Origin of the sequence: Nocardioides massiliensis (genome assembly GCF_030811215.1) — a bacterium.
In the GTDB taxonomy this organism is placed as follows: domain Bacteria; phylum Actinomycetota; class Actinomycetes; order Propionibacteriales; family Nocardioidaceae; genus Nocardioides_A; species Nocardioides_A massiliensis.
The window spans coordinates 801,626-826,627 of sequence record NZ_JAUSQM010000001.1; the positions used below are offsets into that span (position 1 = coordinate 801,626).

Here is a 25,002-nt window from a genome sequence, read left to right on the forward strand (position 1 = left end):
GTGGGGCACAGTGGCCCCATGAGTTCCGCAGACGCTCAGCGCTTCGCGGCGGCCAGCCGCGCCGACGTACCCCCGTTCCACGTGATGGACCTGCTCGCGGCGGCCGGGGAGCGCGGGCGCACCCACGGCGACGTCCTCAACCTGGTCGCGGGCCAGCCGTCGACGCCGGCGCCGACGCCCGTGCGGGAGGCGGCGAAGCGAGCGCTGGACGAGTCGCTGTTGGGCTACACCGTCGCCACCGGCCTGCCGGAGCTGCGCCAGGCGATCGCCGAGCACCACCGCCGCACCTACGGCATCGAGGTCTCCGCCGACGAGGTCGTCGTGACGACCGGTTCCTCCGGCGGCTTCCTGCTCGCGTTCCTCGCGGCGTTCGAGGTGGGAGCCCGCGTGGGGATCGCCCGGCCGGGCTACCCCTGCTACCGCAACGTGCTGACCGCCCTGGGCTGCGAGGTCATCGAGCTCGACTGCGGTCCGGAGACCCGCTTCCAGCCCACCGTCGCGCAGCTCGAGGACCTCGACGAGCCGCTCGACGGACTGGTCGTGGCGAGCCCCGCCAACCCCACCGGCACGATGTTGCGCCCCGACGAGCTCGCTGCCCTGGCACGGTGGTGCGAGGAGCGTGGGGTCCGGCTGATCAGCGACGAGATCTACCACGGCATCGAGTACGCCGAGACGCCCGCGAGCGCGGCGACTGGACCGGCGCGGGCCACCGCCTGGCAGACGTCGCGCACCGGCGTCGTGTTCTGCTCGTTCTCGAAGTACTTCTCCATGACCGGCTGGCGCATCGGGTGGATGCTCGTGCCCGAGGACCTGCGCCGCCCGGTCGACGTGCTCACCGGCAACTTCACGATCTGCCCGCCGGTGCTGTCGCAGCACGCCGCACTGGCCGCCTTCGACGAGGCGTCGTACGCCGAGTGCGACGCCCACGTCGCGCGCTACGCGACCAACCGCGCGCTGCTCCTCGACGGGCTGCCGCGCCTCGGCATCGACCGGCTCGCGCCCGCCGACGGGGCGTTCTACGTGTACGCCGACATCGGCCACCTCACCGACGACTCGATGGCATGGTCGCGCCGGCTGCTGGCCGAGACCGGCGTCGCCACCGCTCCGGGCATCGACTTCGACACGGCCGTCGGCAACCGGTTCGTGCGGATGTCGTTCGCCGGCAGCGCCACGGAGATCACCGCGGCGCTGGAGCGGCTCGACGGCTGGCTGCCCCGCTCCGGCCGCTGACGTCATACGTCTTTGCTGCAATAGCGCGGAAAACGCATGACGTCGTGGCCGGGGTCGCCATAATCACCAAGCCCGACTCCCGCACCCCCAGGTGGCCTCCGTGAAGCGCACCCTCCCTGCCCTGCTCACCGCGCTCGCGCTCGTCGCCACCGCGTTGAGCATGACGTCCTTCTCCGCGCCGGCAGCAGCGGCGCCGACGGCGGAGTACGAGCAGTTCGAGCAGGAGTACTGGTTCGGGCGGATCGAGCTGGACCACTCGGTCTTCAACGACGACTCGCACTTCCTCAGCCTGGACCTCGTTCACCCCGAGCGCGACTACCCCCTGCCGTTCCACAGCGTGCTGCGCGGTCGCCTGATCGACTGCAAGGGCCGGGTCGCCTACCAGACCTACGCCTCGCAGACCTCGGCCAAGGTGGGCAGAGAGCCGTGGCGCACCCGCGCGGGCCTGTCGCTCAACCTTCCGCCCAAGGGCGGACCCTTCGCCCGCTGGGAGATCTCGCTGCGGAGCAAGGGACGCAAGACCCTGCGGTGGACGATCACCGACGGCGGGTCCGGGTTCCGGCTGGGCTGCAACGGCGGCTACCGCCGGCACAAGGGCCTCTTCTGGGCGCCGGAGTACGACGCCAAGCGCCCCCTGAACGCCGCCTTCAAGAAGTCGCCCGCCCAGGCGATGGCGCCGCACATCCGATCCTTCGGTCGCATCTCCGGGCGGGCGCGGGTCGGCGCCAAGCTCCGCGCGGTCGGCGCCCAGGACGCGCAGGGCCGTCCGAGCTGCGGTTTCGGCTTCGAGGTCACCTGGCCGGGGCGCCCCGCGCTCGATGCCGACGCTCGCGGCACGATGTGTGACACCTGGCTGGAGGTCCCCCGCACGGCGTACTTCCGCAAGCACCTCAAGGACGGCAGCCGGCGGTTCGTGAAGGCGCCGGCGCGCGGCAAGGACCTGACCGTGAGCGTCAACTTCCACGTCCGCGGCCACGACTACATGAAGATCACCCCGCTCGGCCGCATCCGCTGACGTCATACGCCCGGCGACCTATAGCTCGCCGGACGTATGACGTCCGGGGTCAGCCGCGCAGGCCGGCGACGAGGTTCTTGCGGATGAAGCCGTTGCGCACACGCTGCGGGTGGTTGCCGACCTTGGTGGTCTTGACGATCTCGCCGGTGCGGTAGGAGATCTTGGAGACCTCGTCGGTGCCGGACCAGGAGATGTAGCAGAACTTGCCGTCGGCGCTCGGGGTGACCCAGTAGGGCTTGCCGCCGGCGTTGACGTGGGTCTTCAGCGTGCGCAGCTTCTTGCGGCCGACGATCGCGACGTAGTCCGACATCGTGCCGGCGACGCAGAACCGCTTGCCTGCCGGGTTGAGCGCGATGCCGTGGTGGGCGGAGTCGAGCAGGTAGAGCTCGCGCGGCAGGTGCTTGACCCGGTTGGGCAGCTTCTTGACCCGGGTGATCTTCTGCTTCGTGCGGTCGTACTCGAGGAACCCGTGGAAGAACGACACCTGGAAGTAGATGAACCGCTCGTCGGGCGACAGCGTCATCGGGCGGACGGCCGACGACAGGTGGCCCAGGCCCGCCTCACGCAGCTTCTGCTTGACCGGGATGATCTCGACCGGCTTGCCGGTGCGGGTGTCGAAGATCTGGAAGACCCGCTCGCCCTTGGTCGAGTCGAGCAGTGCACCGGCGTGGTCGAGCGGGGTGTAGACGTAGCCGATGCTGGCGTGGAAGAGCCGCTTGCCGTCGCGGGAGTAGATGTTCTCGTGCGGGGAGTCACCCGACGGGAGGCGGCGTACCTCCTTGCCGGTCTTGATGTCGAGGATGTGGACCACGTTGCCGGTGGACGCCGACACCGCGACGTGCTTGCCGTCGGGCGACACCGCCATGTGGTCCGAGCGCTGACCGGCCACGGGGAAGCGCCACACGATCTTCTTGGTGCGCAGGCTGATCGCCACCACGTCGGCGAAGCTCGGCCGCGACACGACCAGGAGCCGGCCGTCGTTGCTGGTGTACATGTCGTCGACGAACTGGTCGTTGCCCTCACCGATCAGGATCCGCACACCCAGGAAGAAGCCCAGGCGCACGGGGTTGAACATGATCTCGCGCATCCGCTCGGCCCGGTCGGGGACGATGTTGATCCGTGCGACCCGACGGAACGACCCCGGCCGCAGGACGTCGGCGGTGCCCGCCCAGTTGTTGCCGACGAAGACGAACGGCTGCGTCCCCTTCTCCCCCTTCTGGTACGTCGGCGCGGCCTGCGCGGGGGCGATGGACCCGCTCACGGCCAGCACGGCGGCGAGGGCTGTGGCCAGAGCAGGGACCAGCAGTCGGACGAGGGCGCGGGACACGGAGGGACCTCCCAGGTCGAGAACGCGTTCTCATGACCAACGAGGGCTCTGGGCGGAGGTTACCGCACGCTCGGGGGCTCCGCCCCCGAGTGCCCCCGCTGGGGCTCCGCCCCAGACCCCGACTATGTCAGCTCGTGCACGAACTCGCTCAGCTGCGCGAGGTTCCGACACTCCGCGACCTGGAGGATCTCGGCGAACGCGCTGACCGCGGAGTCGCCGGTGTCCCACATCGTCTTCGCCTCGGGGTTGATCAGCCACGCGTGCTTGGCCGCGCCGACCATGGTCCGCAGGTGCGGGAGCCCGAGGTCGCCGTAGTTGCTGCGGGCGTCGCCCAGGACGAGCAGGGACGTGCGCGGACCGATGGCGTCGGGGTACTTCTCCACGAACTTCGTGAACGCCCGGCCGTACGACGTACGCCCCCACAGCGCGGCGTACCTCGCTCGCGCGGACAGCTCGGTCATCGTCTCGGCGAGGTCGCCGCCGGGCCGGAACACGTCGGTGACCTCGGTGACGTCGTCGACGAAGGTGAACGCCCGCACCTTGGTGAACTGTTCGCGCAGCGCGAAGACCAGCCCGAGCGTGAACTGGGCGAACGGCGCCACCGAGCCCGACACGTCGCAGAGCACGACCAGCTCGGGCTTGTGGGGACGGCGCGGTCGGTGGTGGGTGACGACCGGGACGCCACCGGTGCCGACCGAGGCCCGCACGGTGCGGCGGAAGTCCAGCGATCCGCGACGGGTGCTGTGGTGCTCGCGCGCCAGGCGCGTGGCGAGCCGCCGGGCGAGCGGGTAGATCTCACGGCGCATCGCGTCGAGGTCGGCGCGGCGCGCTCGCAGGAAGTCGATCTGCTCGATGCTCGGGCGCACGCTGTGCTTGGCGACGTGCTCCTCGCCGCGCTCCTCCGCGGTCAGGCGGCGCACCTCCGCCTCGACGAGCTCGGTGAACCGCCGCGCGGCCGTGCGCATCGCCCGCTCGCGGACGACGGCGTCGAGGCTCTCGCCCGGCTGGGCGATCAGGGCCTGCAGCAGCTGCTCGACCAGCTGCTCGGGCTGGACGCGCGACATCACGGTGTAGGCCGACCAGGCCTGCTGACCGGGTCCGCGGCCGCGCACCGGCCCGAACCGCCCCACCGCCTCGGCCGCGAGAGCCGCGAGGTCGGCTTCACTGCCCTGCTCCAGCTGCTCCGCCAGCCGGTCGCGGAAGTTGCCGAGCGCGGCGCCGTCGTCGGGTACGCCGGCCGGTGGCGCGTCGGGGCCGCGCCCACCGTCCTGCGCCTCCTCGTCCCGCGCATCGGGGATCCGGGGTCCGCCGCTCACGGCCGGGAACCACAGGTCGAAGAGGGTGTCGAAGGCGGCGCGGTGCATGGGTCGCTTCACCACCGTCGCGGCGTACGCCGCCCGCAGCGCCTCACGGTCGGCCAGCCCCACGGCCGTCACGGCGCGCACGGCGTCGAGGTCCTCGGCCAGCGAGACCGGCATCCCGGCACGCCGCAACGCCTCGACGAAGTCGACGTGGCGCTCGACCAGACCCATGGTCAGACCCGGTCGAGCTTCAGCTCGCGGATCACCCGGTCGTGATCGGAGGCGTGCTTGAGGACGACTCCGAGGGTCTGGCGGATCGCGTCGGCGTCAAGGTCCTGCGTGCCCAGCGCGATCAGGGTCTCGGCCCAGTCGACGGACTCCGCGATCGACGGCGACTTCTTCAGCTCCAGCCCGCGCAGGGTGGCGACCAGCCGCACGAGCTCCTCGGCCAGCGCCGCCCGGATCTCCGGCACACGCGAGGTGATGATCGCCAGCTCGCGCTCGGCGTCGGGGTAGTCGAGGTGTAGGTAGAGGCAGCGCCGCTTGATCGCCTCCGACAGCTCGCGCGTGGCGTTGGAGGTGAGCACGACGAAGGGGCGGCGTACGGCGGAGACGGTCCCCATCTCGGGGATGGTGACCTGGAAGTCGCTGAGCACCTCGAGCAGCAGGCCCTCGACCTCGACGTCGGTCTTGTCGACCTCGTCGATCAGCAGCACGGTCGGCTCGCTCCGCCGGATCGCGGTCAGCAGCGGACGGGTGAGGAGGAACTCCTCGGTGAAGATGTCGTCGTGGACGGCGTCCCACTCCTGGGCCCCGTCCCCGGCGCCGGCCTGGATGCGCAGCAGCTGCTTCTTGTAGTTCCACTCATACAGCGCGCGTGCCTCGTCGAGACCCTCGTAGCACTGCAGCCGGACCAAGGCGGACTCCGTCGCGGCGGCGACCGCCTTCGCCAGCTCGGTCTTGCCGACGCCCGCCGGGCCCTCGAGCAGCAGCGGCTTGCCGAGGGCGGCGGCGAGATAGACGGTCGTGGCCGTCGCCGCGTCGGTGAGGTAGCCCACGCCCTCCAGCCGCTCGGCGGCGTCGGCGGGGCTGGCGAACAGCTTCTCGGGTGGCGGCACGGTGCTCACCTGCGTGAGCCTACGCACTCACGCGACGGTGAGGGTGACCTCGACGTTGCCACGGGTGGCGTTGGAGTACGGGCAGACCTGGTGGGCCTGCTCGACGAGCCGCTCGGCGGCCTCGCGCTCGACGCGGGGCAGGGTCACCTCGAGCCCGACCGCGAGCTGGAAGCCCCCGGCCTCGGTCGGCAGCAGGGACACGTCGGCGACGACCTCGGACTCCTCGACATCGGCGCCCTGGCCCTTGGCGACCAGGCGCAGGGCGGAGTGGAAGCACGCGGCGTACCCGGCGGCGAAGAGCTGCTCGGGGTTGGTGGCCCCGCCCGGTCCTCCGAGCTCGGTGGGCATGCGGACGTCGAGGTCGAGGACCTGGTCGCTGCTCTGGATGTGGCCGTTGCGGCCGTCCCCGGTGGCAACGGCGGTGGCGGTATAGAGCGTTTTTGTCATGTGCGCAAACATATTGTGCGCGATTGAATGACGCAAGCGGTACCGTGGGGCGATGCCGTCCGCCCACCCGCAGCTCGACCTCGACGCCCAGCTCTGCTTCCCGCTCTACGCCGCCGCACGCGCCGTGACCGGGCAGTACGCCGACCTCCTCGACGAGGTCGGGCTCACCTACCCGCAGTACCTCTGCCTGCTCACGCTGTGGAGCGCGGACGAGCCGCTGACCATCGGGGAGGTCGGACGCCGCCTGCGCCTGGACTCCGGCACGCTCACGCCGGTGATGAAGCGCCTGGAGGCTGCGGGTCACGTCCACCGGGAGCGCGACCCCGCCGACGAGCGCCGGGTGCGGGTGGTGCTGACCAACACCGGGCGCGCCCTGCAGGACCGCGTCGCCGAGGTGCCCGGCCGGCTCTGGGAGCGCCTCGACCTCACCGCCGAGGACGCCTCCGACCTGCGTCGCCTCCTCGACGGGATCCTCAGGGCCCTGCCGGCCTGAACGGCGCCCCGGAGGGCAGCTGCCGGATCGCGGCGATCGCGGCGGCGAAGGCGTCGTCGTCAGCGGCATCGGCAGGGAGAGCCAGGTTCACCCCGGCGCACCGGCCGGCGTACCGCTCGGCAAGCACCGCGGGCAGCTCGGCGTACGTCGCGTGGACCACCAGGTCCGCGACGACCTCATCGGTGAGGACGTCGGAGAGGCCGTCCCACTGCTTCGCCGCGGCCATCGCGCTCAGCCGCTCGCCGAGATCGCCGTACCCCAACAGGTCGAGCTGTCGGCGGTAGGCCGGCGTGGCGTAGAGGAAGGCCGCCTCCTGCCGTCCGGCGTCCCGGGCGGCGTCCACCTCGGCGTCAGTGCGCCCGACGAACGGACGTACGTTGGCGACGACCTGCAGCCCCTCGCGGTTGCGCCCCGACCGGGCCGCACCGCGCTCGAGGTCGGGGGCGAGCAGGTCGGTCAGCACGCGGGGGTGGGAGGCGGTCGGGTGTGCGACGAACCCGTCGGCGACCTCCCCGGCGAGCGCACACATGGCCGGCCCGACCCCACCGGTCCAGAGCCGCGGCGCGGGCACGTCGAGAGGGCCGGGGCTGAAGTACGGCTGCAGCCGCCGGAAGGCGTAGTGCGGGCCTTCGTGCTCCAGCGGGCGCAGGCCCTGGAACGCCGCGAAGATCGCCCGCACCGACGCCACGTAGTCCCGCAGCTGACCGACCGGGTCGACCCAGGTGGCGGAGTAGCGGTCGACGATGTTGCCGCGCACCTGCGTGGCCAGGCCGAGGTCGAAGCGGCCGTCGGAGAAGCGGGCGAGGTCCCAGGCGGCGTACGCCGTGAGCATCGGGCTGCGGGCGAAGGCGACGACCATGCTGGTCCGCACGCGCAGCCGCGCCGTGTGCTCCAGGACCAGCGTGCTGACCACGAACGGGTCGTGCATGGTCTCGGCGACCTGCACGGTGTCGACGCCGAGCCGCTCGGCCCGCCGCGCCAGCGCTGCCACGTCGCGGAGCGGGGCGTCGGGCGGCAGGGTCACCGACACCTCGAGGGTGGTCGGGGCGGCGAGGCTCGTGTCGGTCACCGCCGCAACCTCCCAACCGGTGCCGCCGCTGCGCGTCCCGGTCCCGGTCAGCGGAAGCGGGCGTCAGGCAGGACAGTCGAGGCCGTGGCGCGACGTGCCGGTCCAGGTCTCGGTGGCGCCACCGGGTCCGCGCAGCCGGTAGGTCCACGTCACGTCGCCGCACGGCGTCTCGGGCGCGATGAGGACGTTGTAGTCCTCGACCTGTCGCAGCTCGTAGGTGTGCGGGATCAGCGGGTTCCTCGGATCCGGGCTCACCAGCTCGACGGCGTAGCGGATGTCGACGACCCGCCAGCGCGGCGTGGAGAGCTCGAAGTGACCGCGGACGCAGAGCGCCTCTCCGTTGACCCCGATCCCCGGCTCGCCGGAGAAGTCGGTCTGCGGGCGTCCCTCGGTCCTCAGCTCCGTGGTGACCTGCTGGCCGTGTGGGCGCGCTGCGTCCACGTCGAGCGCGCCGTCGAACGCGTGGTCGCAGAACGCCGCGACCACGGACGGCCCGGCGGATTCCGGGGGTGCCGGCTCCTCCTCGCCCGAACAGCCCGCTGTCACTACCGCGACCAAGGCGACCAGCGCGACCGACACCCGCGAACCGGCACGGCCTCCTGGTCGTGCCCCCCGTACGTCCATGGGCCGAGCGTAGAGCCACACCGCCACCGGTTGGCTCGATGCACGACGGGTAGGACACCCCCATGAGCCATCCACGACCAGGCGAGGTCATCGTCGTGACCGGCGCGTCGAGCGGCATCGGACGCGCGACGGTCGTCGCCGCCGCTGCCGCCGGGGCCCACGTCGTCCTGGCCGCTCGCGGCGCCGACGCGCTCGCACTCGCGGAGCAGGAGTGTGCCGAGGCGGGTGCGGCCTCGACGCTCGTGGTCCCCACCGACGTCGGGGACGACGCCGCCGTACGCGCCCTCGTCACCGCCGTTCTCGACCAGCACGACCGGATCGACGCCTTCGTCAACTGCGCCGGCGTGGTCGCCTACGGCCGGGTCGAGGACGTGCCTCCCGAGGTCTTCGACGGCGTACTGCGCACCAACCTGATCGGCTCGGTCAACGTCGCGCGTCACGTCATCCCCGTGCTGCGTCACCAGGACGCCGGCACCCTCACGCTGGTCGGCTCGGTCGTCGGCCACATCACGGTGCCAGGCATGACGCCGTACGTCCTGAGCAAGTGGGGCGTGCACGCCCTCGCCCGGCAGCTGAAGCTGGAGAACGCCGACAAGCGCGGAGTCCGGATCTCCTACGTCGCCCCCGGTGGCGTCGACACCCCGATCTACCAGCAGGCGGCCAACTACGACGGCTTCGAGGGCCGACCCCCGCCACCGACCGCCAGCCCGGAGCGGGTGGCCGCCCAGATCCTCGCGCGGATCAGCAGCGACCTGCCCCGCCCCTCGCAGCTGCTGCTGTCCAACCAGGTCATCCGGATCGGCGCGACCGCGCTGCCGATGGTGTACGACGCCATCATCGGGCCCTTCTTCCAGCACGGCGCGATCGACCGGACCCGGCCCGTGGACCCCCACACCGGCAACGTGCTGGAGTCGCAACCAGACGGCAACCAGGTCCACGGCGACCAGGGCAACGCCATCATCGGCATCGCTCGCAACCTGCTCACCCACCTGGGAGTCTGAGCCGATGACCACGACGTACGACGCGGTCGTCGTCGGGGCCGGTCCCAACGGCCTCGTCGCCGCCAACCATCTGCTCGACCGCGGCTGGTCCGTGCTCGTGCTCGAGGCGCAGCCCGACGTCGGGGGCGCGGTGCGCAGCGACCGGGAGGTCCACCCCGACTACGTGCACGACACGTTCAGCGCCTTCTACCCGTTGGCAGCGGGCTCCCCGACCATCCAGTCGTTCCGGTTGGAGGAGCACGGCCTGCGATGGCGGCACGCGCCCGGCGTGCTCGGTCATCCGCTGCCCGACGGCCAGTGGGCGATGCTCCACCGCGACCGGGACGTGACCGCCTCCCTGATGGATGCCCAGCATCCCGGTGACGGCGACGCATGGCTGGAGCTGTGCGCGACGTGGGATCGCATCGGCGACACGCTCATCGCCGCCCTGCTCACGCCGTTCCCGCCCGTGCGGCCGGGCATCTCCGCGCTGACGAAGCTGCGCTCGGTGGGCGGCCTGCAGTTTGTGAAGGACCTGCTCACGCCGGTGGCGGACTTCGGTCGCCTCCGCTTCGGCGGGGCCGCGCCACGGCTCCTGCTCGCCGGCAACGCCGGGCACGCCGACATCCCGCTCGGATCCCCGGGGTCGGGCCTGATGGGCATCCTGCTGACGATGCTCGGGCAGACGGTGGGCTACCCGGTGCCGGAGGGTGGTGCGGGCATGCTCACCCAGGCGATGGCGAGCCGGGTGCGGTCCCTGGGCGGCGAGATCCGGTGCAACGCCGAGGTGGCCCGGATCGAGGTCGCCGGCGGTCGGGCGGTCGGCGTACGCACGACTGACGGTGAGCGGTACGCCGTACGCCATGCGGTGGTCGCCGACGTCACGGCCCCGCAGCTCTACGGCGGGCTGGTCCCGGCCGAGGACCTCCCCGCGCGGACGCTGCGGGCGATGGGCTCCTTCGAGATGGACCCCGGCACCGTCAAGGTCGACTGGGCGCTCGACGGCCCGGTGCCGTGGCAGGTCGAGCCGCCGTACGCGCCCGGGACCTTCCACGTCGCCGACTCCGTCGAGGAGGCCGCCGACGCCCTGCACCACGTCAACGCCCGCACGATCCCCCCGCAGCCGTTCATGCTGGCCGGGCAGATGACGACCAGCGACCCGACCCGCTCCCCCGCAGGCACGGAGTCGCTGTGGGCCTACACCCACGTCCCGCAGCAGGTCGATCGCGATCTCGGCGACGACCCGGTCACGGGCAGGTGGGACAGCGACGAGTGCGAGCGCTTCGCCGACCGGATGCAGGCGCGGATCGAGCGGCTGGCCCCGGGCTTCGGCTCGCGTGTCGTGGCTCGCCGCGTCCTGGGCCCTCGAGAGATGGAGGCGCGCAACGCCAACCTGATCGGCGGCGGTCTCAACGGCGGCACCTCCCAGCTCCACCAGCAGCTGGTCTTCCGCCCGGTCCCCGGGTGGGGCCGCACGGAGAGCCCGATCGCCGGTCTCTACCTCGGCTCCGCCTCCGCCCACCCCGGTGGTGGGGTGCACGGCGCGTGCGGGATGAACGCCGCTCGGGCGGCAGTCGCGCACCGGCGCGTCCGCCGCCTGGTGCCCGGTCGCTGAGCCAACTCCGCCCCTCGGGCCCGCAACGTCTGTATCTTGCAGGTTCGTGACCTCCGTGCTCGACGAGACCGCGGCGTCGGGCTCGCGCACGGTGCGTGCGGCAAACCCCAACGCCGTCGTCGTCGTCCTCGTCCTGGCCGGCATCACCGCGGCGCTCATGCAGACGCTGGTGGTGCCGCTCCTCGGTGACCTCCCCCGCCTGCTGGACACCTCGTCAGCCACGGCCTCGTGGGTCGTCACCGCCACCCTCCTGACCGCGGCTGTCGCCACGCCCGTCAGCGGGCGGCTCGGCGACCTCTACGGCAAGCGCCGGGTGATGCTCGGTTGCACCGTCGTGCTGGCGATCGGCTCGGCCGTCTGCGCGCTCAGCGAGACCGCGGCGCCGATGATCGTCGGGCGCGGGCTCCAGGGGGTCGGCATGGGGCTCGTGCCGCTCGGCATCGCGGCGATGCGCGACGTCGTCCCCGCCGACCGGCTCGGACCCTCGATCGCCGTCATGAGCGCGGCCATGGGAATCGGCGGCGGCCTCGGGCTGCCCACCGCTGCTGCCGTTGCGGAGTACGGCGACTGGCACCTGCTCTTCTGGGGAGCGACCGTGCTCGCGATCCTCGTCGGCGTCCTGATCCTCGTGCTGGTCCCTGCCGCGCCTGTGGGGGCGCGCGGACGGTTCGACGTCGTCGGCGCACTCGGACTCGGGACCGGTCTGGTCTGTCTGCTGCTCGGGATCTCCCAGGGCGGCGAGTGGGGATGGACCAGCGCACCCACCCTCGGCTGCCTGGTCGCCGCGGTGGTGGTGCTGCTGATCTGGGGGCGCTTCGAGCTCGGCTCCGACCACCCGCTGGTCGACCTGCGCGTGACCGCACGTCCGGTCGTGCTGCTCACCAACGTCGCCGGTCTCGTGCTGGGGTTCGCGATGTTCGCCCAGACGCTGGTCGTGCCGCAGCTGTTGCAGCTGCCGGTCGAGACCGGCTACGGCCTGGGGCAGAGCATGGTCGCGATGGGGCTGTGGATGCTCCCCGGCGGACTGGTGATGACCATCGTCTCCCCGTTCGGAGCCCGCCTCTCGCGGCTCACCAGTCCCCGGATCACCCTGGCGGTCGGATCGGCCGTGATCGCGGCGGGGTACGCCCTCGCCGTACTGCTGATGGGCTCGCCGTGGGGCCTCGCCGTCACCAACGGCGTCGCCAGTGCCGGGGTCGGGTTGGCGTACGGCGCCCTGCCCGCCCTGATCATGGGCTCCGTGCCGCTCTCGGAGACCGGATCGGCCAACAGCGTCAACTCGCTCATGCGCTCGGTCGGGACGACGTTCGCCTCGGCCGTGATGGCCGCGGTGCTCATCCAGCTCACCGTCGACTTCGGCGGTGTCGCCGTCCCGAGCGAGACCGGCTTCCGTGTCGCGCTCCTCATCGGCGCCGGCGTGGCGATCCTGGCGGCGCTGGTCGCGCTCGCCATCCCCGCCCGCGCCAGCCGTGAAGCGGAGGAGCGGATCGAGCACGAGGTCGACGAGCTGGAGTAGGGCCTCCGGTCGTCGAGTGCCCCGACCCACGGTCGTCGAGTGCCCCCGAGGAACGAGGGGGTGTATCGAGCTCTTTGGTGGCTTCGCTCACCGATGCGTGGGGGGAAGGTTCCGCGGGGGTTGGGGCCGGTCGGCGGGGGTCTTCCGCTGAGTACTGCTGAGGATCACACTGGGGGGTGTGTCGCGGTCCGCAGCCGTTTGTCTCTAGCGCCACTGCCTCGACCCTGCAGGGCGGGGCGGAGCCTGTTATCGAGCTTGGCGCGGAGGGTCTCCGCGGGAACCGCGGATTGTCGCCATCGAGCACGTCTTACAGACTTCGTCTGACCTCTGGCCCTCCCCGCGGCACACGCCTGTCCACATCACTGCTCGACAGCGCCACTGGCATTGCTGGCGTTGGTGGCGTTGTCGGCGCCGGGTCCTAGGGGATGTCATGGAAGTCATTCACTCGCGTTGCGCCGGGATCGATATCGGCAAGAAGAGCGCGAAAGTGTGCGTGCGTGTCCAGGGTTCGGGTGCTCGCGCCACGAGCACCGAGGTCAGCGACTGGGGATCGATGACTCGCGAGATCTTGGATCTGCGCCAGTACCTGATCGCCGAGCAGGTCAGTTGCGTGCTGATGGAGTCCACCAGCGACTACTGGAAGCCCTACTACTACCTGCTCGAGGACGCCGGGTTCGAGTTGATCTTGGCCAACGCCGGCCACGTCAAGAACATCCCGGGTCGCAAGAGTGACGTCTCCGATGCTGTGTGGTTGGCCGACCTGGCCGCGCACGGTCTGGTGCGTGCTTCGTTCGTGCCCCCGCCGCAGGTTCGACAACTTCGTGACCTCACCCGGACTCGCACGATCATCGCCCGTGAGCGGGTCCGTGAGACCACCCGGTTGGAGAAGCGGCTGGAATCACCCGGGATCAAGCTCTCGGTCGTGGCCTCGAACCTCAACGGTGTCTCGGCCCGTCGGATGCTCAAAGCCCTCGTGGCTGGTGAGCGTGATCCCGAGGTCCTGGCGGACCTGGCTTTGGGCACGATGCGCGCCAAGCGAGACCAGCTCATCGACGCCCTCACCGGCCGGTTCAGCGATCACGACGCGTTCATGATCGGTCTGCACCTGGACCGCATCGAACAACACGACCAAGCCATCGCCACCCTCGATGAGCGGATCGAGGTGATGATCGAACCCTTTCGGCATCTCCGCGACCTGCTGATCACCATTCCCGGGGTCTCGGTGATCGTGGCCGATGTGATCATCGCCGAGACCGGCGGCGACATGAGCAACTTCCCCTCCCCAGCACACCTAGCGGCCTGGGCGGGGGTCGCGCCGGGCCAGAACGAGTCCGCAGGCCGCAAGAAACAGGGCACGACTCGCCCCGGGGACTCCTACCTCAAAGGCGCGCTCGGAAGCGCAGCGCTCGCTGCGTCCAAAAGCAAGAACACCTACCTGGCCGCCCGCTATCGCCGCATCGCTGCCCGCCGCGGACGCCTACGGGCCATCGTCGCGATCGAGCGTTCCATCCTGACCTCGGTCTGGCACATGCTCACCGACGACGTCGCCTATCGCGATCTCGGCGCTGATCACTACCAGCTCAGCCACCCCGACCAGATCAAACGACGAGCCCTCAAACAACTACGCGCACTCGGCCTCGAGGTCGAACTACGACCAGCCAGCTGACCCGAGGCCCCACGACACTCACGGGAACCTTCCTTACAGACGCTCAGGCGCGGTGCCGACCGTTCTCGGGCGGGAGGTCGTCAGCCTGCGTGGCAGGGCGCTCCGCGTGAGCGTCCCCGTCGACGGGCCCCTCGTGATGGTCGACCGGGCGCTCGTCGAGGCGCGCGTCCTTGCCGGCGTCCGGGTCGAGGCGCTCGGCCTCCTCCAGCGTCGAGCCGAGCTCCGCACGGCGCGCGTCGGCGTCACGGGCGATCCGCGCCGCCTCCGCCTCGCGCCGCTCGGCCTCCGCAGCCGCGGCCTGTGCGCGCGCCCGTGCCTGCTGCGCCTCGGCTCCGGTCTGTTGCGCGTGCCGCTCCCGGTCGAGGACCTCCTCGGCCTTCAGCCCCGCCTGCTGCCGGAGCTCGTGTGCTTGCTCCCGCTTCTGCTCCGCCCGCTTGCGTCGTGCTGCCGCGAGCGCGAACCCGATCAGGGCAAGCACCACGACGATGACGACGACCAGCACGATGATCTCGTTGGTGTCCATGCCCGAGGGTTCCCGCCGCGGGCTCCTCGGCAAACGACCAGGAACGAGGATCGGCCCCCGGACCGCGTCTGCGCAGTTCAGGGGCCGATCTCGATGTGGCGGTGGCGGAGGGTTTTCAACCTCTACTTGTAAACATGCAGGTCACGATGGGTTTTGGGCCCGCTCAACCCGCTACGACACGCAACGCGACACGCAACGGAGGCCGTTTTTCGGCCCGCGGACCGTTCACCGCGGCGGACCCTGCCGAGGCCGAAGTCCCTACCCGTGTCCGCGCGTCCGCGTAGGGTTGACGCACCCCCGCAACGGAGAGAGAACCTTGACCGTCGAGCAGAAGCGCCACCACCTGCGAGCAGCCAAGACCGCGAAACAGGACGAGTTTTACACCCAGCTCACTGACATCGAAAAAGAGCTCAAGCACTACCGCCACCACTTCGCTGGCAAGACGGTCTACCTCAACTGTGACGACCCCAGGGTCTCCAACTTCTTCCACTACTTCTCGTACAACTTCGAACCCCTCGGGCTCAAGAAGCTCATCGCTACCTGCTACAAGAGCCAGAACGCGGACCTCTTCAGCCAGAACGACTCCGAGGAAGCCGTCTACCTCCAGTACGAGGGTGACAAGAACGGCAACAGCGTCCCCGACCCAGACGAGATAGGCATAAGGCCCCTCAAGGGAGACGGGGACTTCCGCAGCAGGGAGGCCATCGACCTCCTCAAGCAGGCCGACATCGTGGTTACCAACCCACCGTTCAGCCTATTTCGTGAGTACCTCGCTCAGTTGGTGGAGCACGACAAGAAGTTCATCGTCATCGGGAACCACAACGCCATCACCTACAAAGAGATTTTCCCACTCATACAAGCCAACAAGCTGTGGCTCGGGCACAACAACGGTCACATGGAGTTCCGCGTGCCCGACTACTACGAGGCCCGCGAGACCCGCTACTGGGTGGACGAGAACGGGCAGAAGTGGCGGAGCATGGGGAACGCCTGCTGGTTCACGAACCTCGACATCAGGAAGCGCCACGAGGACCTCATCCTCTACAAGAGCTTCGACCCGACGCTCTACCCGCGCTACGACAACTACGACGCCATCGAGGTATCCCGAACCGAGGACATCCCTACGGACTACTCAGGCACTATGGGCGTCCCGATTACTTTCCTCCAGAAGCACAACCCTGAGCAGTTCGAGATCCTGGGGCTCGCAAGGCGCCCCTCGGGAACCCGACGAAGACCTATCCAGCACAAACTCAGGTCAGCGCGAACGGCGCACGCACGGTGGTCTCGAAACTGAACGACGGCCCCGCGGTGGTGGTCGACCAGCCCCCCGCTGGAAAGACCTACTACGAGGTCGATGGCACCTACTACGAACAGAAGTACGCGCGCATCCTCATTCGGAACAAGAGGCTCTAATGGAGATAACGCTCAAGCACATCACCGTCCGCGAGCTAACAGAGGGCTATGAGGACAACGACGAGCAGGGCGTAGTGGGCTACGGCGGGCAACTGGACATCCGTCCGCCCTACCAGCGCGAGTTCGTCTACAAGGACAAGCAGCGCGACGCGGTCATCGACACGCTGACCAAGGGTTTCCCGCTCAACGTCATGTACTGGGTGGTGCGCGACGACCTCCAGGACGGGGACACCCGCACCTTTGAGGTCATGGACGGACAGCAACGCACCATCAGCATCTGCCAGTACGTCAAGGGCGACTTCTCCTTTCAGCAGCGCTACTTCCACAACCTCCAGGAGGACGAGAAGAAGCGCATCCTCGACTACGAGTTGACCGTTTACTTCTGCACCGGCTCACCAAGCGACAAGCTCGACTGGTTCAGGACCATCAACATCGTGGGCGAGCCCCTCTCCAACCAGGAGTTGCGGAACGCCGTCTACGCCGGTCCCTACATCACTGACGCCAAGCGCTACTTCAGCAAGCGTGGTTGCCCCGCGAGCAAGGTCGGCGGGGACTACCTCATGGGCGACTACCTCCGCCAGAAGTACCTCGAGACCGCTATCAAGTGGATTAGTGGCGACCAGGTTGAGGCCTACATGGCCAAGCACCAGCACGACCCCAATGCCGTCCAACTGTGGAACTACTTCCGCGGCGTCATTGACTGGGCAAGGGCCATCTATCCCACCTACCGCCGGGAGATGAAGGGCGTGCCGTGGGGAGAGCTCTACAACCAGTTCAACGACAAGCCCCTCGACCCCGCCAAGCTCGACGCCCAAGTGGCCGAGCTAATGGAGGACGAGGAGGTCAAGAAGAAGTCCGGCATCTTCTCCTACCTCCTCGACGGGCAGGAGCGCCACCTCAGTCTGCGTGCCTTTGACGACAAGCAGAAGCGCGAGGCCTACGAGCGCCAGAAGGGCATCTGCGTCAAGTGTGGAGAGCACTTCGCCATCGAGGACATGGAGGCCGACCACATCACCCCGTGGCACGAGGGCGGGAAGACGGTCGCGGAGAACTGCCAAATGCTGTGCCTCTTCGACAACCGGAGCAAGGGCAAGCGTTAGCCGCCACTCACCCACTGCGGCACCAGTGGCGTGAGCGTGGGCCGACACATTCCCACGCCCCTCCGCTGTAGCCCGCCCTATCCCGCTCTCACTGCGTCCTGCCCATGCGCCTATGGGCGTGGGCGGACCACATAGGAAACGGCCCGCCGGAAGGGGGACCGGCGGGCCGCTGGGAGGGGGTACGGGGGTGTCTAGCGGTAGCGCTTGTTCAGTTTCCGTAGGCGCTTAATGAGGTGGCTCGCCTCCTCCTGTGTGAGTTCTGCGAGGCGCGCCGAGTTGACGTGGTGGGTGGTCGTCAGGGAGGTACTGACGTAGGTGCGGGTCGTCCAGCCGAGGTGGTGGAGCCGCCCCTTCACCGCGAGAGACCCCAAGAGCGTGGACGCCTCCCGCACCTGCTTCTCCGTGGCGGGCGCATGGGGGTCACTTCTGCGCAGCATCGTCATCACCCCGCTCAGCCATGGCCTTGTCGAGGTCCCGGAGCGCCTTCTCCCGCTCCGCCTCTAGCTCCCGCACCTGGCGCCGCAGTCCAGGAGAGTCCCGTAGCGCCCTTCGTACCCGTTCGCGGTCAAGGGTCCTCCGCACCGTGCTACGCGAGACGCCCAGCCGATGGGTCAAGGCTGCAATGCTCTCGCCGGCCTCATGGGCGTTGAGGAGTGCCGAAGCCTGCCGGTCACTGAGGACGCGGGGCTTGCCCGTGGCCTTCCCCTGCGCTCGCAGTTCAGCGAGGCGCTCGCGGGTGCGGGCCGCCACGAGGTCGGCCTCGAACTCCGCGAAGAGCGCGAGCATGCCGAAGAAGAGCTTGCCCGTGGGGTCGTGGGGGTCGTGGCGTTGTCCCCCGATAACGAGAGCCACGCCCTTGTCCTCCAGGGTGCGAGCGAGCCCGTGAAGCTCCGTGATGTCGCGCCCGAGGCGGTCGAGCTTGGTGATGTGGAGTTCGTCGCCGGTCCTCAACTCCCCCAGCATGGCTTCGAGTTGTGGGCGGGGCTTGCGTCGGCCACTGACCTTCTCGCGCACGAACACCTCCACGCCCAGGCGTCGGAGTTGGCTCTCCTGCTGGTCGAGGCTCTGCTCCCCGGTGCTCACGCGCAAGTATCCGTACTTCACAGGAGGGCTCCTTCGGTGAGTGGCGGGTCGGTGAGGCCGCGCGCGAAGTCGTCCACCATGGCCTCCGCTAGTTCTTGGGGGTCGAGGTCCCATAGGGCGCAGATGGAGTAGCCGAAGTAGCCCTGTGCCGCGTCGTGGTCGTGGTTGGCCTTGCCCGTGGCGTCCACCTTGGGCTTGCGGCATGAGTGGCAAAGCATGGCGCTCACGCCCCTAGGCGCTCTAGCGCCACTGTCGGAGCGACCTCGTAGGCCATGAGGTCGAAGAGTTGGGGGTTGTGGGGCTGGGCGAGGTAGTTCTCGCAGATGTAGCGCTCCCGGCTCGGCGCGGGGTGTTCGCGTAGGTAGTCGTGGGCGATGTCAGTCAGTGCGGTGCGTGTGAACATGGCGGTTCTCCTGTGGTTGGTGCTCCCTTCTGGAAGCGGTTGGGGTTGGGGTCAAAGGGTGCGGTGGCGCCAGGGCGCGGCGGTGAAGTGGTAAAGCGCGTCGAGGTCGTCCTCGCTTACCTCGAGGGGCTCCGTGGCGGTCAAGGTCTGCGGGCTGTTGGGGAGGGCGTAGCGGATGCGCAGGCGGTGCGGGTCGCCGTCGCCGGGCTCTATCCAGTAGTTCTCGTTGCGCACCTTTCGGCCCGCGTTCTTCTCGGCGATGGCGTGGGCGCGCTTGAGGATGCGTCTGTAGCGGCGTAGCGCGGGGTCGGATGTGGTCATGGGTTTCTCCTCGGGTGAGGTGGTTGGGTTGGTTACCCCCGCTCGTGCGGGGAAGGGTGGGCGCGTTGCCCCCGCCGAAGCGGGGCGTTCACCTCAGCCGCGGGCGTCGCGGAGGTAGGTATCGGTGACCTCCTCCCAGTCGCCTTCGGGTCCGGACTCCACCAGGCGTTGAGCGAGGTCGCTTTCTTCCTGCTCGTTGAGGTCGCTGTTCTCCACTTCGCTAGACATCCAGGTGTCGAGCGAGGCAGTGAGGTCGCTCCCGGTCGAGAGGGCGCTGTTGTTGCGGTACCAGTCCTGCTCGAAGTAGCGGACGCGGTTCTCCCGAGCGTCGATGGCGTCGTACGCCGCCTCCTCTGTGGCGAAGTGCTTGTCCTCGCCTCCATAGGGGCAGCCGCGGACCGTGGCGGTACAGGGTCCCGGCTCTCCTGTCGCGTTGATGTGGAACTTGGCCATGTGGGCCTCCTTGCGTTGTGGGTTGCGTTAACTATCGGAGCGAGCAGGCCCGTTGGGCCGCCTGTGTGAGCACCCGTGAGCACCCCCGCCTGGAGGGGGTTTCGCTGAGGCAGGAGTGGCCCCGCGGCCCGTGCCCACTACCGAACGGGTTGGGCATGGCTCTCCCGAGCGCTCGCTGATAGTCCCCACAGCGACCAAGCGCTCAGAAGAGGAGAACCCCTATGTGTTGGAGTGTCATCAACGGCCACTACGTCTTCGGCGAGTCTTACTGGGGCAACGGGGACGGTCCGTTCCCCTGCCTGAAGTGCGGTAGAGACCTGAACAACCCCGGCCCCGTGCCGGAGAGCCTGAAGCGACCGGCCAGGAAGCAGAAGAGGCAGAGCCGAAGCGACTCGACGGGGTACAACCGCCTCGAAAGCAGCGACTACATCGCCCGCCTAAACCGCGAGGACTCGGACCCCTACTGGTATGGCTGATAAGCCCTAGTTCTAAGGGGAGTCGGGACTTCTTCGGAGTCTCCCGACTCCCCTTTTTCTATGGGTTGACTGGCTAGTAGCTCCCGTCATGGTTCCAACCATGAACACTCCCCGTTACCCCGACCTAACCGTCCAACTGTCTGGCCACGACGGCAACGCCTTCGCTGTTCTTGGCCGCGTTGCAAGGGCGCTCAAGTCCCATGGCGTAAGCGCCGCTGAGGTCCAGCAGTTCAACGACGAAGCGATGAGCGGCAGCTACGACGACCTGCTCCGCACCTGCGCCCGCTGGGTGGAGGTCCAGTGATGCCGAACCCCTGCGTCGTCTGCTCGGTGAAGTTCCGCCGGGACACCCCGGCCGTCCACGCCGTCTCCCTGAAGAACGGCACGGTTGCCCACACCTGCGAGGAGCACCTCACCTGGCGGGGCGTCCGACGCATGGCAGCGAGGGACTGAGCCGATGAGTACCACCGCTCGCGTCGAGTCGCGTCCCGACTGTGACCTGTGCCAGTCCTACGGGCAACGGACGTCGGCTGTCTACGACGCCCGCACCCGGCAGGGCGCTTGGGCCTACTTGTGCCTGCGCCACTTCTCCACACACACCGAGGGACGGCTCGGCACCGGTTACGGGCAGCGCCTCGTGGTCGAGGGTGAGGAGCGCCCGACCCCCAAGCGCCACGGCCACCCCCACCTTCCTGAGGTGGGCGATGAGGTTGTGGTCCGGCACGGAGCTAGTGCCTGGAACGCCGCTCTTGCGGAGTGGGAGGGAAGTCGAGGCGAGGTCGTCGGCTTCACCGGCACCTACTACCAAGTGCGCCTCAGCGATGGCGATGTGCGAGACCTCCACTGGCAGCACATCGAGCGGGTGCCGACCCCGTGACCGCCTGCGAGCACGGCCCGGACTGTTCGGGACCTCACGGCGTGGCCTCCGTCTTCCCCTGCGCCGAGTGCCGGAACCCCGTTCACGCGGTGACCTGCTGGGTGGGCGGGCGGCGAGTCCCCTCCCGCACCCCCGTCCTTTGTTCCGACTGTTCAGCCCAAGGAGTTCTCCTGTGACCGACCTACACGAGCACGATGAGGCGCGAGGCCACTCCCTCGTGCCCACCCCTGAGGAGTTGGTGGCCATGCCGCGCCTCTACGCCACCGATGGAAAGCCCTTCGCGCAGAAGGTCATCCACCTCCGCTACTTCGCGGGGTCGAGCGCCCAGTGGCTTATCGCCGAGGCGGACCCCGCGTCGTGGGTGATGTTCGGGTGGTGCGACCTGGGGCTCGGCATGCCTGAGTGGGGTTACGTGAGCCTCCATGAGCTAGCAGGTCTGCGCCTCAGCGTCCCCTACCCCGCCTTCGCGGAGCGTGACCTCTACTGGTCGCCGCGCACCTTCGGAGAGTGTGGTGTCTGAGGTGAGCGTCCCCGCGATGGACCGCACCCCCGTCCCGGTGTGGCGCTCGGTGCGAGGGCTAAGCGTCCTCGCGGCCACAGCGGTCGTCGTCCTCACCGCATGGCTATGGCTTCGGGAGTCCAAGCCCGTGGTCGAGGTGGCGCCGCCTGCCCCTCCCGTGCGCACCGTCTACCTCGAGGCCCCTCCCGCGGAAGATGCGGACGAGCTTGCCGTTACCCCAGGCGAGGACCTGGGGCGCCGTGCCCGCGGCGGAGTGGAGCGTGCGCGGGAGTTCGGCGAGGACTTCCTGCGGGGCTTCCAGGGTCAGTCGTTGCCGTAGTCGTCGTCCACCAGGGCGCTCATGTAACGGTCCTCGAACTCTTCGAACTCCTCATCTATGAACTGTTGAGGCAGCCCCGCAGCCACCACTTCTGCCGTGGTGTTGAGCTGTAGTGAGCAGACGGGGCAGGAGTATCCAGTAGCCACATACACGACTTGGCGTTCCCAGCCCGCGCCATCCGACCGGAGATGCTCAGCAGCATTCCGCACGAACTGCAGCGTTATGGCGTTGAGCGTCGTACAGGCAGGACACTGAATGCTGTGGGTGTAGCTACCCCAGCCCGTTGGAGTCGCCGGGGTCCTTGCTTGGCGCTCTTCCTCACTCAAGCCAGCGAGGAAGGCCGTTGCGAACTCAATCTTCTTCACAACCTCATGGGCAAGCTTCTTGTCCTCCTGGTCCACGAGCTGACGAGCGAGTTCGACCACATCGTCCGCCAGGACATCGTCCACCGGCAGGTCCAGGTGGTCGCAAATCACGTTGGCGACTCGCAATAGCTTTGGTAGCCAGACGTCGTTTGACAGGTTCGCCGCGGTCGCTTCCGCGGTGTGAAGTTCCGCGTTACGAAACCCCATAAGGAGCTTTGACTCCTCAACTCGGTCCTCGATGAAGCCAGGGACGATCTGAGTTAGCCGGCTCAGTACGGTGTGAGTCGGCACCGACATGGGTTCCTTCTTGCTCGGCAGGCCGTTCGCAGCGAGCAGGCTGTCGCCTTCCGGTGCCGCGAGCAGGCTCGGATGAATCTTGGCGAGCGGTGCGCGCAAGAGGAACTCCAACCCCAGCAGGTGCCAGATGACGAACTCATCATCGTCCGTCTGCTCATGCTCGGCGGCGCGAACGAAGTAGGCCCGTGCTTTGCCGAGCATGTCCTCGTAGTCCCACATCAGTGCGTCCTCACATAAGTGCGTAGAAGAGTCCGGGCGGCGCCGGGGTCGACGGCGGGCCTTCTGTGGAGAAGACGCCAGTTGTCCACGATGACAACGCGTCCCGCTGCCCACTCGCACAGGACGGTGGGCGGTTGCTGGCCGATGAGGTGGGACAGCTCCGTGTCCTTGACGACGCAGACGCGCGGGTCCCACCGCAGACAGCGCACGCCATTGACCACCCTGTAGGCGGAGAGGAAGCGAACTCTCCCGTTCCGGTCGCGCACGCGCATGGGGAGGCGCCGCAGACGGTCGAGAAGCTCGGCAGGGAGGTCAAGAAGCTCTGTGTGGGAAGCCCTCTCCAGCCGTTCACACTCCAGGACCATCCACCGAGGTGGTGTCGTGGCCACAGCCCCGTCCGTATGCCATGGGAAGGCGCCATAGCCGTAGAGGTCGGAGTGGCTCCAGGGATCAGACGTCGCCTTGGGCTTCGGCACCAGGGTGGTGGGCGAGTCTTCGATGCCGAGCGAAGCGATAGCGGGCTGCGCATCACGACGCGACTGGAATGTCGCGAAGCCCGTCGCCATGAGGCTTCGGAGGGCGTCCGTGGCCACACCGTGCTCCGCGAGGGTCGGCCGTCCGTCCATCACCCAACCCTAGGTTCGCCGCGCGCGTCCCGTGGGAGAACGCCGCAGCCCATCAGGAGTCAGTGCTCGCACGCTCATACAACTCGCGCCACCATTTGAGCTTCTCGGTGTAGGGCATGCCCGCGTTGGCGCCACTGCTACTTGGGAGGACGAAGACTCGGCTCGCGCCGATGCCCCAGGGTTGCTCCCCCAGCGCCACTTCCTTCTTGCGCGCGAGGCCCAGTTGCGTGGCGGCGGCGCGCCCCGCGGTGAGGCCGTTGAACGCCACCCACGCCGGGGAAGCGGCCACGATGTGCGCCGCGACGGAGGAGGTCCCGCTGTAGTCCAGGCCCGCGTCATGGCTTTGCGCCACTCCCTTCACGAGGTCGGTGAGGCCGACGCCGTGGTCGAGTAGGCTCGCGTCGTCTTCGGGGCAGAGGAGTATGGGGGTGAACCCCGCTTCATGGAGTAGTTGCCAAAACTTGTTGCCGGGGCCGCTGTAGTAGTGGCCGCGCGCGGCGGAGGCAGTGGCGACGGCGGTGCCGCAGAAGACGACGGCGAGGCCGGGGCGTAGGAGGTCGGGCAGCATGGAGCCAGTGTCGCGGGCTTATCAGTCGTAGGTGAGGGTTTGGCAGACCGCACGCCCGCTCCAGACGGCGAGCCTGTTGGCTTCGCGGTTGAGTCGCGCAACCCCACAGCATTGCGGTTTCCAACGGACTGACGCCCTCCTACCGCGAGACCCGCAGCTACGACCGTTACGGGTTATGGGCTCTAGCGTGACCGCTCAGGATGCTTCTCTCACCACTCCGCGTCCCATGGGCTAGGTATGGGACGCGGGTGGCTATGCAGTTGTACTTCGGCACCGCTCCGTACAAGGCCAGAGCGGCTGTTCAGTTGTGTGGGCTTCCCCGGCTGGGAGTCCGGTTCAGCCGCTAGTCACCTTCCATAGGCCTCGTCCTTTCCTTGAGGATGCGGGAGACATCGGCGCGCCGCACGCGGTAACTCCGGGGGAGGTGAAGGACCTCCACCTGTTCGAGGCGGAGGAGGCGGCGCAGGGTCGAGGAGTCAAGGTCGAACTCGCGAGCAGCTTGGGCGATGCTCACCCATTCAGGAGGGGTCGTGGTGGGTGTGGTCGTCATGGAGGAGTCCTCTCGGTGGTAGGTGAGTGGGCTATCAGAGGCCACTGCCACCGCCGTTGGTTGCGCCGGCTCGCGCGGGAGCGCAGGCTCGCCGCCCCCACGGGCGTCGTGACGGTTGCTCATGGCGGGCTTACACGCTCGGGGTGGGCAGGGCGTCGTCCGCGTTGTTGCCGTCCACGACGGCGCGGAGCCGCAGGTAGGAGTCGAGTGCGTCGTTGGCGAGGCCCTCTAGTTTCCGTGCCACATCGCGGTGGTCGGCCTCGCGGCGCTTGAAGGCTTCGGCCATGGTGGGGTCGAGTTCGTAGTGGGCGTGGAGCTCTGCCTCATAGGCCCGGGCCGACTCCCGAATCTGCGCGGCGCGGAGGTGCAGGAGGGACTCGTAGGCCGCGAGCAACTCTTCGTGGGGGTCAGTGGCAGCACGGCGGCGAGCGTCGTAGGTGTTGGTGAGCGAGTGGTCGAGCCTGGCGTCAGTCATGGGAACGTCCTCGGGA

The 25,002-nt window shown here is 68.8% G+C and carries 30 protein-coding genes; 14 read left to right on the top strand and 16 right to left on the bottom strand.

What is annotated here, in order from left to right; all coding sequences use genetic code 11:
- The first annotated feature begins 18 nt into the window (after nt 1-18).
- Together J2S59_RS04085 and J2S59_RS04090 are read left to right on the top strand one after the other, a co-directional pair.
- Complete coding sequence (locus J2S59_RS04085; RefSeq protein WP_068120738.1) at nt 19-1,230, top strand: pyridoxal phosphate-dependent aminotransferase; 1,212 nt, start codon at nt 19-21, stop codon at nt 1,228-1,230.
- Nucleotides 1,231-1,330: 100 nt separating this feature from the next.
- Nucleotides 1,331-2,245, top strand: coding sequence for a hypothetical protein (locus J2S59_RS04090; protein ID WP_068120737.1), 915 nt, complete (start codon nt 1,331-1,333; stop codon nt 2,243-2,245).
- A 49-nt stretch (nt 2,246-2,294) separates the two neighbouring features.
- Here J2S59_RS04090 and J2S59_RS04095 read toward each other — a convergent pair whose 3' ends face one another.
- From J2S59_RS04095 to J2S59_RS04110, 4 genes are all read right to left on the bottom strand, one after another.
- Nucleotides 2,295-3,572: a YncE family protein gene (locus J2S59_RS04095; protein ID WP_246360316.1), complete on the bottom strand. Its 1,278-nt coding sequence runs from the start codon at nt 3,570-3,572 to the stop codon at nt 2,295-2,297.
- A gap of 122 nt (nt 3,573-3,694) precedes the next feature.
- The gene (locus J2S59_RS04100; protein WP_306824837.1) at nt 3,695-5,104 is read right to left on the bottom strand and encodes a vWA domain-containing protein; all 1,410 of its coding nucleotides are present in this window, start codon (nt 5,102-5,104) and stop codon (nt 3,695-3,697) included.
- 2 nt (nt 5,105-5,106) lie between these two features.
- Complete coding sequence (locus J2S59_RS04105) at nt 5,107-6,000, bottom strand: AAA family ATPase (RefSeq protein WP_306824838.1); 894 nt, start codon at nt 5,998-6,000, stop codon at nt 5,107-5,109.
- A gap of 18 nt (nt 6,001-6,018) precedes the next feature.
- Nucleotides 6,019-6,438, bottom strand: a complete 420-nt coding sequence (locus J2S59_RS04110) for an organic hydroperoxide resistance protein (protein ID WP_306824839.1) — start codon at nt 6,436-6,438, stop codon at nt 6,019-6,021.
- A gap of 52 nt (nt 6,439-6,490) precedes the next feature.
- On the opposite strand from J2S59_RS04110, the gene J2S59_RS04115 reads away from it, so the two are divergent.
- Nucleotides 6,491-6,931, top strand: coding sequence for a MarR family winged helix-turn-helix transcriptional regulator (locus tag J2S59_RS04115; protein WP_068121081.1), 441 nt, complete (start codon nt 6,491-6,493; stop codon nt 6,929-6,931).
- On the opposite strand, the gene J2S59_RS04120 is transcribed toward J2S59_RS04115, so the two are convergent.
- Both J2S59_RS04120 and J2S59_RS04125 read right to left on the bottom strand, forming a co-directional pair.
- Nucleotides 6,912-8,000 (bottom strand): TIGR03617 family F420-dependent LLM class oxidoreductase, encoded by a 1,089-nt coding sequence (locus J2S59_RS04120; RefSeq protein ID WP_068121083.1) that lies wholly within the window; start codon nt 7,998-8,000, stop codon nt 6,912-6,914. The two genes, J2S59_RS04115 and J2S59_RS04120, sit on opposite strands and share 20 nt — an antisense overlap.
- A 63-nt stretch (nt 8,001-8,063) precedes the next feature.
- Nucleotides 8,064-8,624: a hypothetical protein gene (locus J2S59_RS04125; protein WP_181641996.1), complete on the bottom strand. Its 561-nt coding sequence runs from the start codon at nt 8,622-8,624 to the stop codon at nt 8,064-8,066.
- A gap of 62 nt (nt 8,625-8,686) precedes the next feature.
- Here J2S59_RS04125 and J2S59_RS04130 point away from each other — a divergent pair, with 62 nt between their 5' ends.
- The 4 genes from J2S59_RS04130 (at nt 8,687) to J2S59_RS04145 (ending at nt 14,401) form a co-directional block, all read left to right on the top strand.
- Nucleotides 8,687-9,625, top strand: coding sequence for an SDR family NAD(P)-dependent oxidoreductase (locus J2S59_RS04130; RefSeq protein WP_068121088.1), 939 nt, complete (start codon nt 8,687-8,689; stop codon nt 9,623-9,625).
- Between the two features lie 4 nt (nt 9,626-9,629).
- On the top strand, nt 9,630-11,219 hold the full coding sequence (locus J2S59_RS04135; RefSeq protein ID WP_068121091.1) for a phytoene desaturase family protein: 1,590 nt from the start codon (nt 9,630-9,632) through the stop codon (nt 11,217-11,219).
- Between the two features lie 46 nt (nt 11,220-11,265).
- The gene (locus tag J2S59_RS04140) at nt 11,266-12,735 is read left to right on the top strand and encodes an MFS transporter (protein ID WP_246360336.1); all 1,470 of its coding nucleotides are present in this window, start codon (nt 11,266-11,268) and stop codon (nt 12,733-12,735) included.
- A gap of 430 nt (nt 12,736-13,165) precedes the next feature.
- A complete protein-coding gene (locus tag J2S59_RS04145; protein WP_306824840.1) occupies nt 13,166-14,401 on the top strand; it encodes an IS110 family RNA-guided transposase in 1,236 nt (411 codons plus the stop codon).
- 43 nt (nt 14,402-14,444) lie between these two features.
- Here J2S59_RS04145 and J2S59_RS04150 read toward each other — a convergent pair whose 3' ends face one another.
- Nucleotides 14,445-14,924: a hypothetical protein gene (locus J2S59_RS04150; RefSeq protein ID WP_068119833.1), complete on the bottom strand. Its 480-nt coding sequence runs from the start codon at nt 14,922-14,924 to the stop codon at nt 14,445-14,447.
- Between the two features lie 316 nt (nt 14,925-15,240).
- On the opposite strand from J2S59_RS04150, the gene J2S59_RS04155 reads away from it, so the two are divergent.
- Both J2S59_RS04155 and J2S59_RS04160 read left to right on the top strand, forming a co-directional pair.
- Nucleotides 15,241-16,215, top strand: coding sequence for an adenine-specific methyltransferase EcoRI family protein (locus J2S59_RS04155; RefSeq protein WP_220138389.1), 975 nt, complete (start codon nt 15,241-15,243; stop codon nt 16,213-16,215).
- 118 nt (nt 16,216-16,333) lie between these two features.
- A complete protein-coding gene (locus tag J2S59_RS04160; RefSeq protein ID WP_068119831.1) occupies nt 16,334-17,434 on the top strand; it encodes an HNH endonuclease family protein in 1,101 nt (366 codons plus the stop codon).
- A 420-nt stretch (nt 17,435-17,854) separates the two neighbouring features.
- Here J2S59_RS04160 and J2S59_RS04165 read toward each other — a convergent pair whose 3' ends face one another.
- The 5 genes from J2S59_RS04165 to J2S59_RS04185 all read right to left on the bottom strand — a co-directional run bounded on the left by J2S59_RS04165 (nt 17,855) and on the right by J2S59_RS04185 (nt 19,694).
- Entirely contained in the window at nt 17,855-18,538 is a 684-nt protein-coding gene (locus J2S59_RS04165; protein ID WP_068119827.1) for a recombinase family protein, read from the bottom strand.
- Entirely contained in the window at nt 18,535-18,744 is a 210-nt protein-coding gene (locus J2S59_RS04170; protein WP_306824841.1) for a hypothetical protein, read from the bottom strand. Before J2S59_RS04170 ends, J2S59_RS04165 begins: the two co-directional genes overlap by 4 nt.
- The gene (locus tag J2S59_RS04175) at nt 18,741-18,920 is read right to left on the bottom strand and encodes a hypothetical protein (protein ID WP_068117017.1); all 180 of its coding nucleotides are present in this window, start codon (nt 18,918-18,920) and stop codon (nt 18,741-18,743) included. The genes J2S59_RS04170 and J2S59_RS04175 overlap by 4 nt, the downstream gene beginning before the upstream one ends.
- Before the next feature lie 51 nt (nt 18,921-18,971).
- On the bottom strand, nt 18,972-19,241 hold the full coding sequence (locus tag J2S59_RS04180) for a hypothetical protein (RefSeq protein WP_068117018.1): 270 nt from the start codon (nt 19,239-19,241) through the stop codon (nt 18,972-18,974).
- A gap of 93 nt (nt 19,242-19,334) precedes the next feature.
- On the bottom strand, nt 19,335-19,694 hold the full coding sequence (locus J2S59_RS04185) for a hypothetical protein (protein ID WP_068117020.1): 360 nt from the start codon (nt 19,692-19,694) through the stop codon (nt 19,335-19,337).
- Between the two features lie 576 nt (nt 19,695-20,270).
- Between J2S59_RS04185 and J2S59_RS04190 the strand changes: the two genes are divergently transcribed.
- From J2S59_RS04190 to J2S59_RS04210, 5 genes are all read left to right on the top strand, one after another.
- Nucleotides 20,271-20,474: a hypothetical protein gene (locus J2S59_RS04190; protein WP_220138286.1), complete on the top strand. Its 204-nt coding sequence runs from the start codon at nt 20,271-20,273 to the stop codon at nt 20,472-20,474.
- Entirely contained in the window at nt 20,474-20,623 is a 150-nt protein-coding gene (locus tag J2S59_RS04195) for a hypothetical protein (protein WP_181641508.1), read from the top strand. The genes J2S59_RS04190 and J2S59_RS04195 overlap by 1 nt, the downstream gene beginning before the upstream one ends.
- Nucleotides 20,624-20,627: 4 nt before the next feature.
- Complete coding sequence (locus J2S59_RS04200) at nt 20,628-21,047, top strand: hypothetical protein (RefSeq protein ID WP_068117027.1); 420 nt, start codon at nt 20,628-20,630, stop codon at nt 21,045-21,047.
- Between the two features lie 172 nt (nt 21,048-21,219).
- Nucleotides 21,220-21,567 carry a DUF2958 domain-containing protein gene (locus J2S59_RS04205; protein WP_068117030.1) on the top strand — a complete coding sequence of 116 codons (348 nt, stop codon included), beginning with the start codon at nt 21,220-21,222 and terminating at the stop codon, nt 21,565-21,567.
- Complete coding sequence (locus J2S59_RS04210; RefSeq protein WP_306824842.1) at nt 21,560-21,886, top strand: hypothetical protein; 327 nt, start codon at nt 21,560-21,562, stop codon at nt 21,884-21,886. The genes J2S59_RS04205 and J2S59_RS04210 overlap by 8 nt, the downstream gene beginning before the upstream one ends.
- Here J2S59_RS04210 and J2S59_RS04215 read toward each other — a convergent pair.
- From J2S59_RS04215 to J2S59_RS04230, 4 genes are all read right to left on the bottom strand, one after another.
- Entirely contained in the window at nt 21,871-22,767 is an 897-nt protein-coding gene (locus J2S59_RS04215; protein WP_068117033.1) for a hypothetical protein, read from the bottom strand. The genes J2S59_RS04210 and J2S59_RS04215 overlap by 16 nt on opposite strands.
- Nucleotides 22,767-23,393: a TauD/TfdA family dioxygenase gene (locus J2S59_RS04220; protein WP_068117034.1), complete on the bottom strand. Its 627-nt coding sequence runs from the start codon at nt 23,391-23,393 to the stop codon at nt 22,767-22,769. Before J2S59_RS04220 ends, J2S59_RS04215 begins: the two co-directional genes overlap by 1 nt.
- A 52-nt stretch (nt 23,394-23,445) precedes the next feature.
- Nucleotides 23,446-23,961, bottom strand: coding sequence for a mismatch-specific DNA-glycosylase (locus tag J2S59_RS04225; protein WP_068117042.1), 516 nt, complete (start codon nt 23,959-23,961; stop codon nt 23,446-23,448).
- 680 nt (nt 23,962-24,641) lie between these two features.
- Entirely contained in the window at nt 24,642-24,986 is a 345-nt protein-coding gene (locus tag J2S59_RS04230) for a hypothetical protein (protein ID WP_068117046.1), read from the bottom strand.
- Nucleotides 24,987-25,002 lie beyond the last annotated feature (16 nt).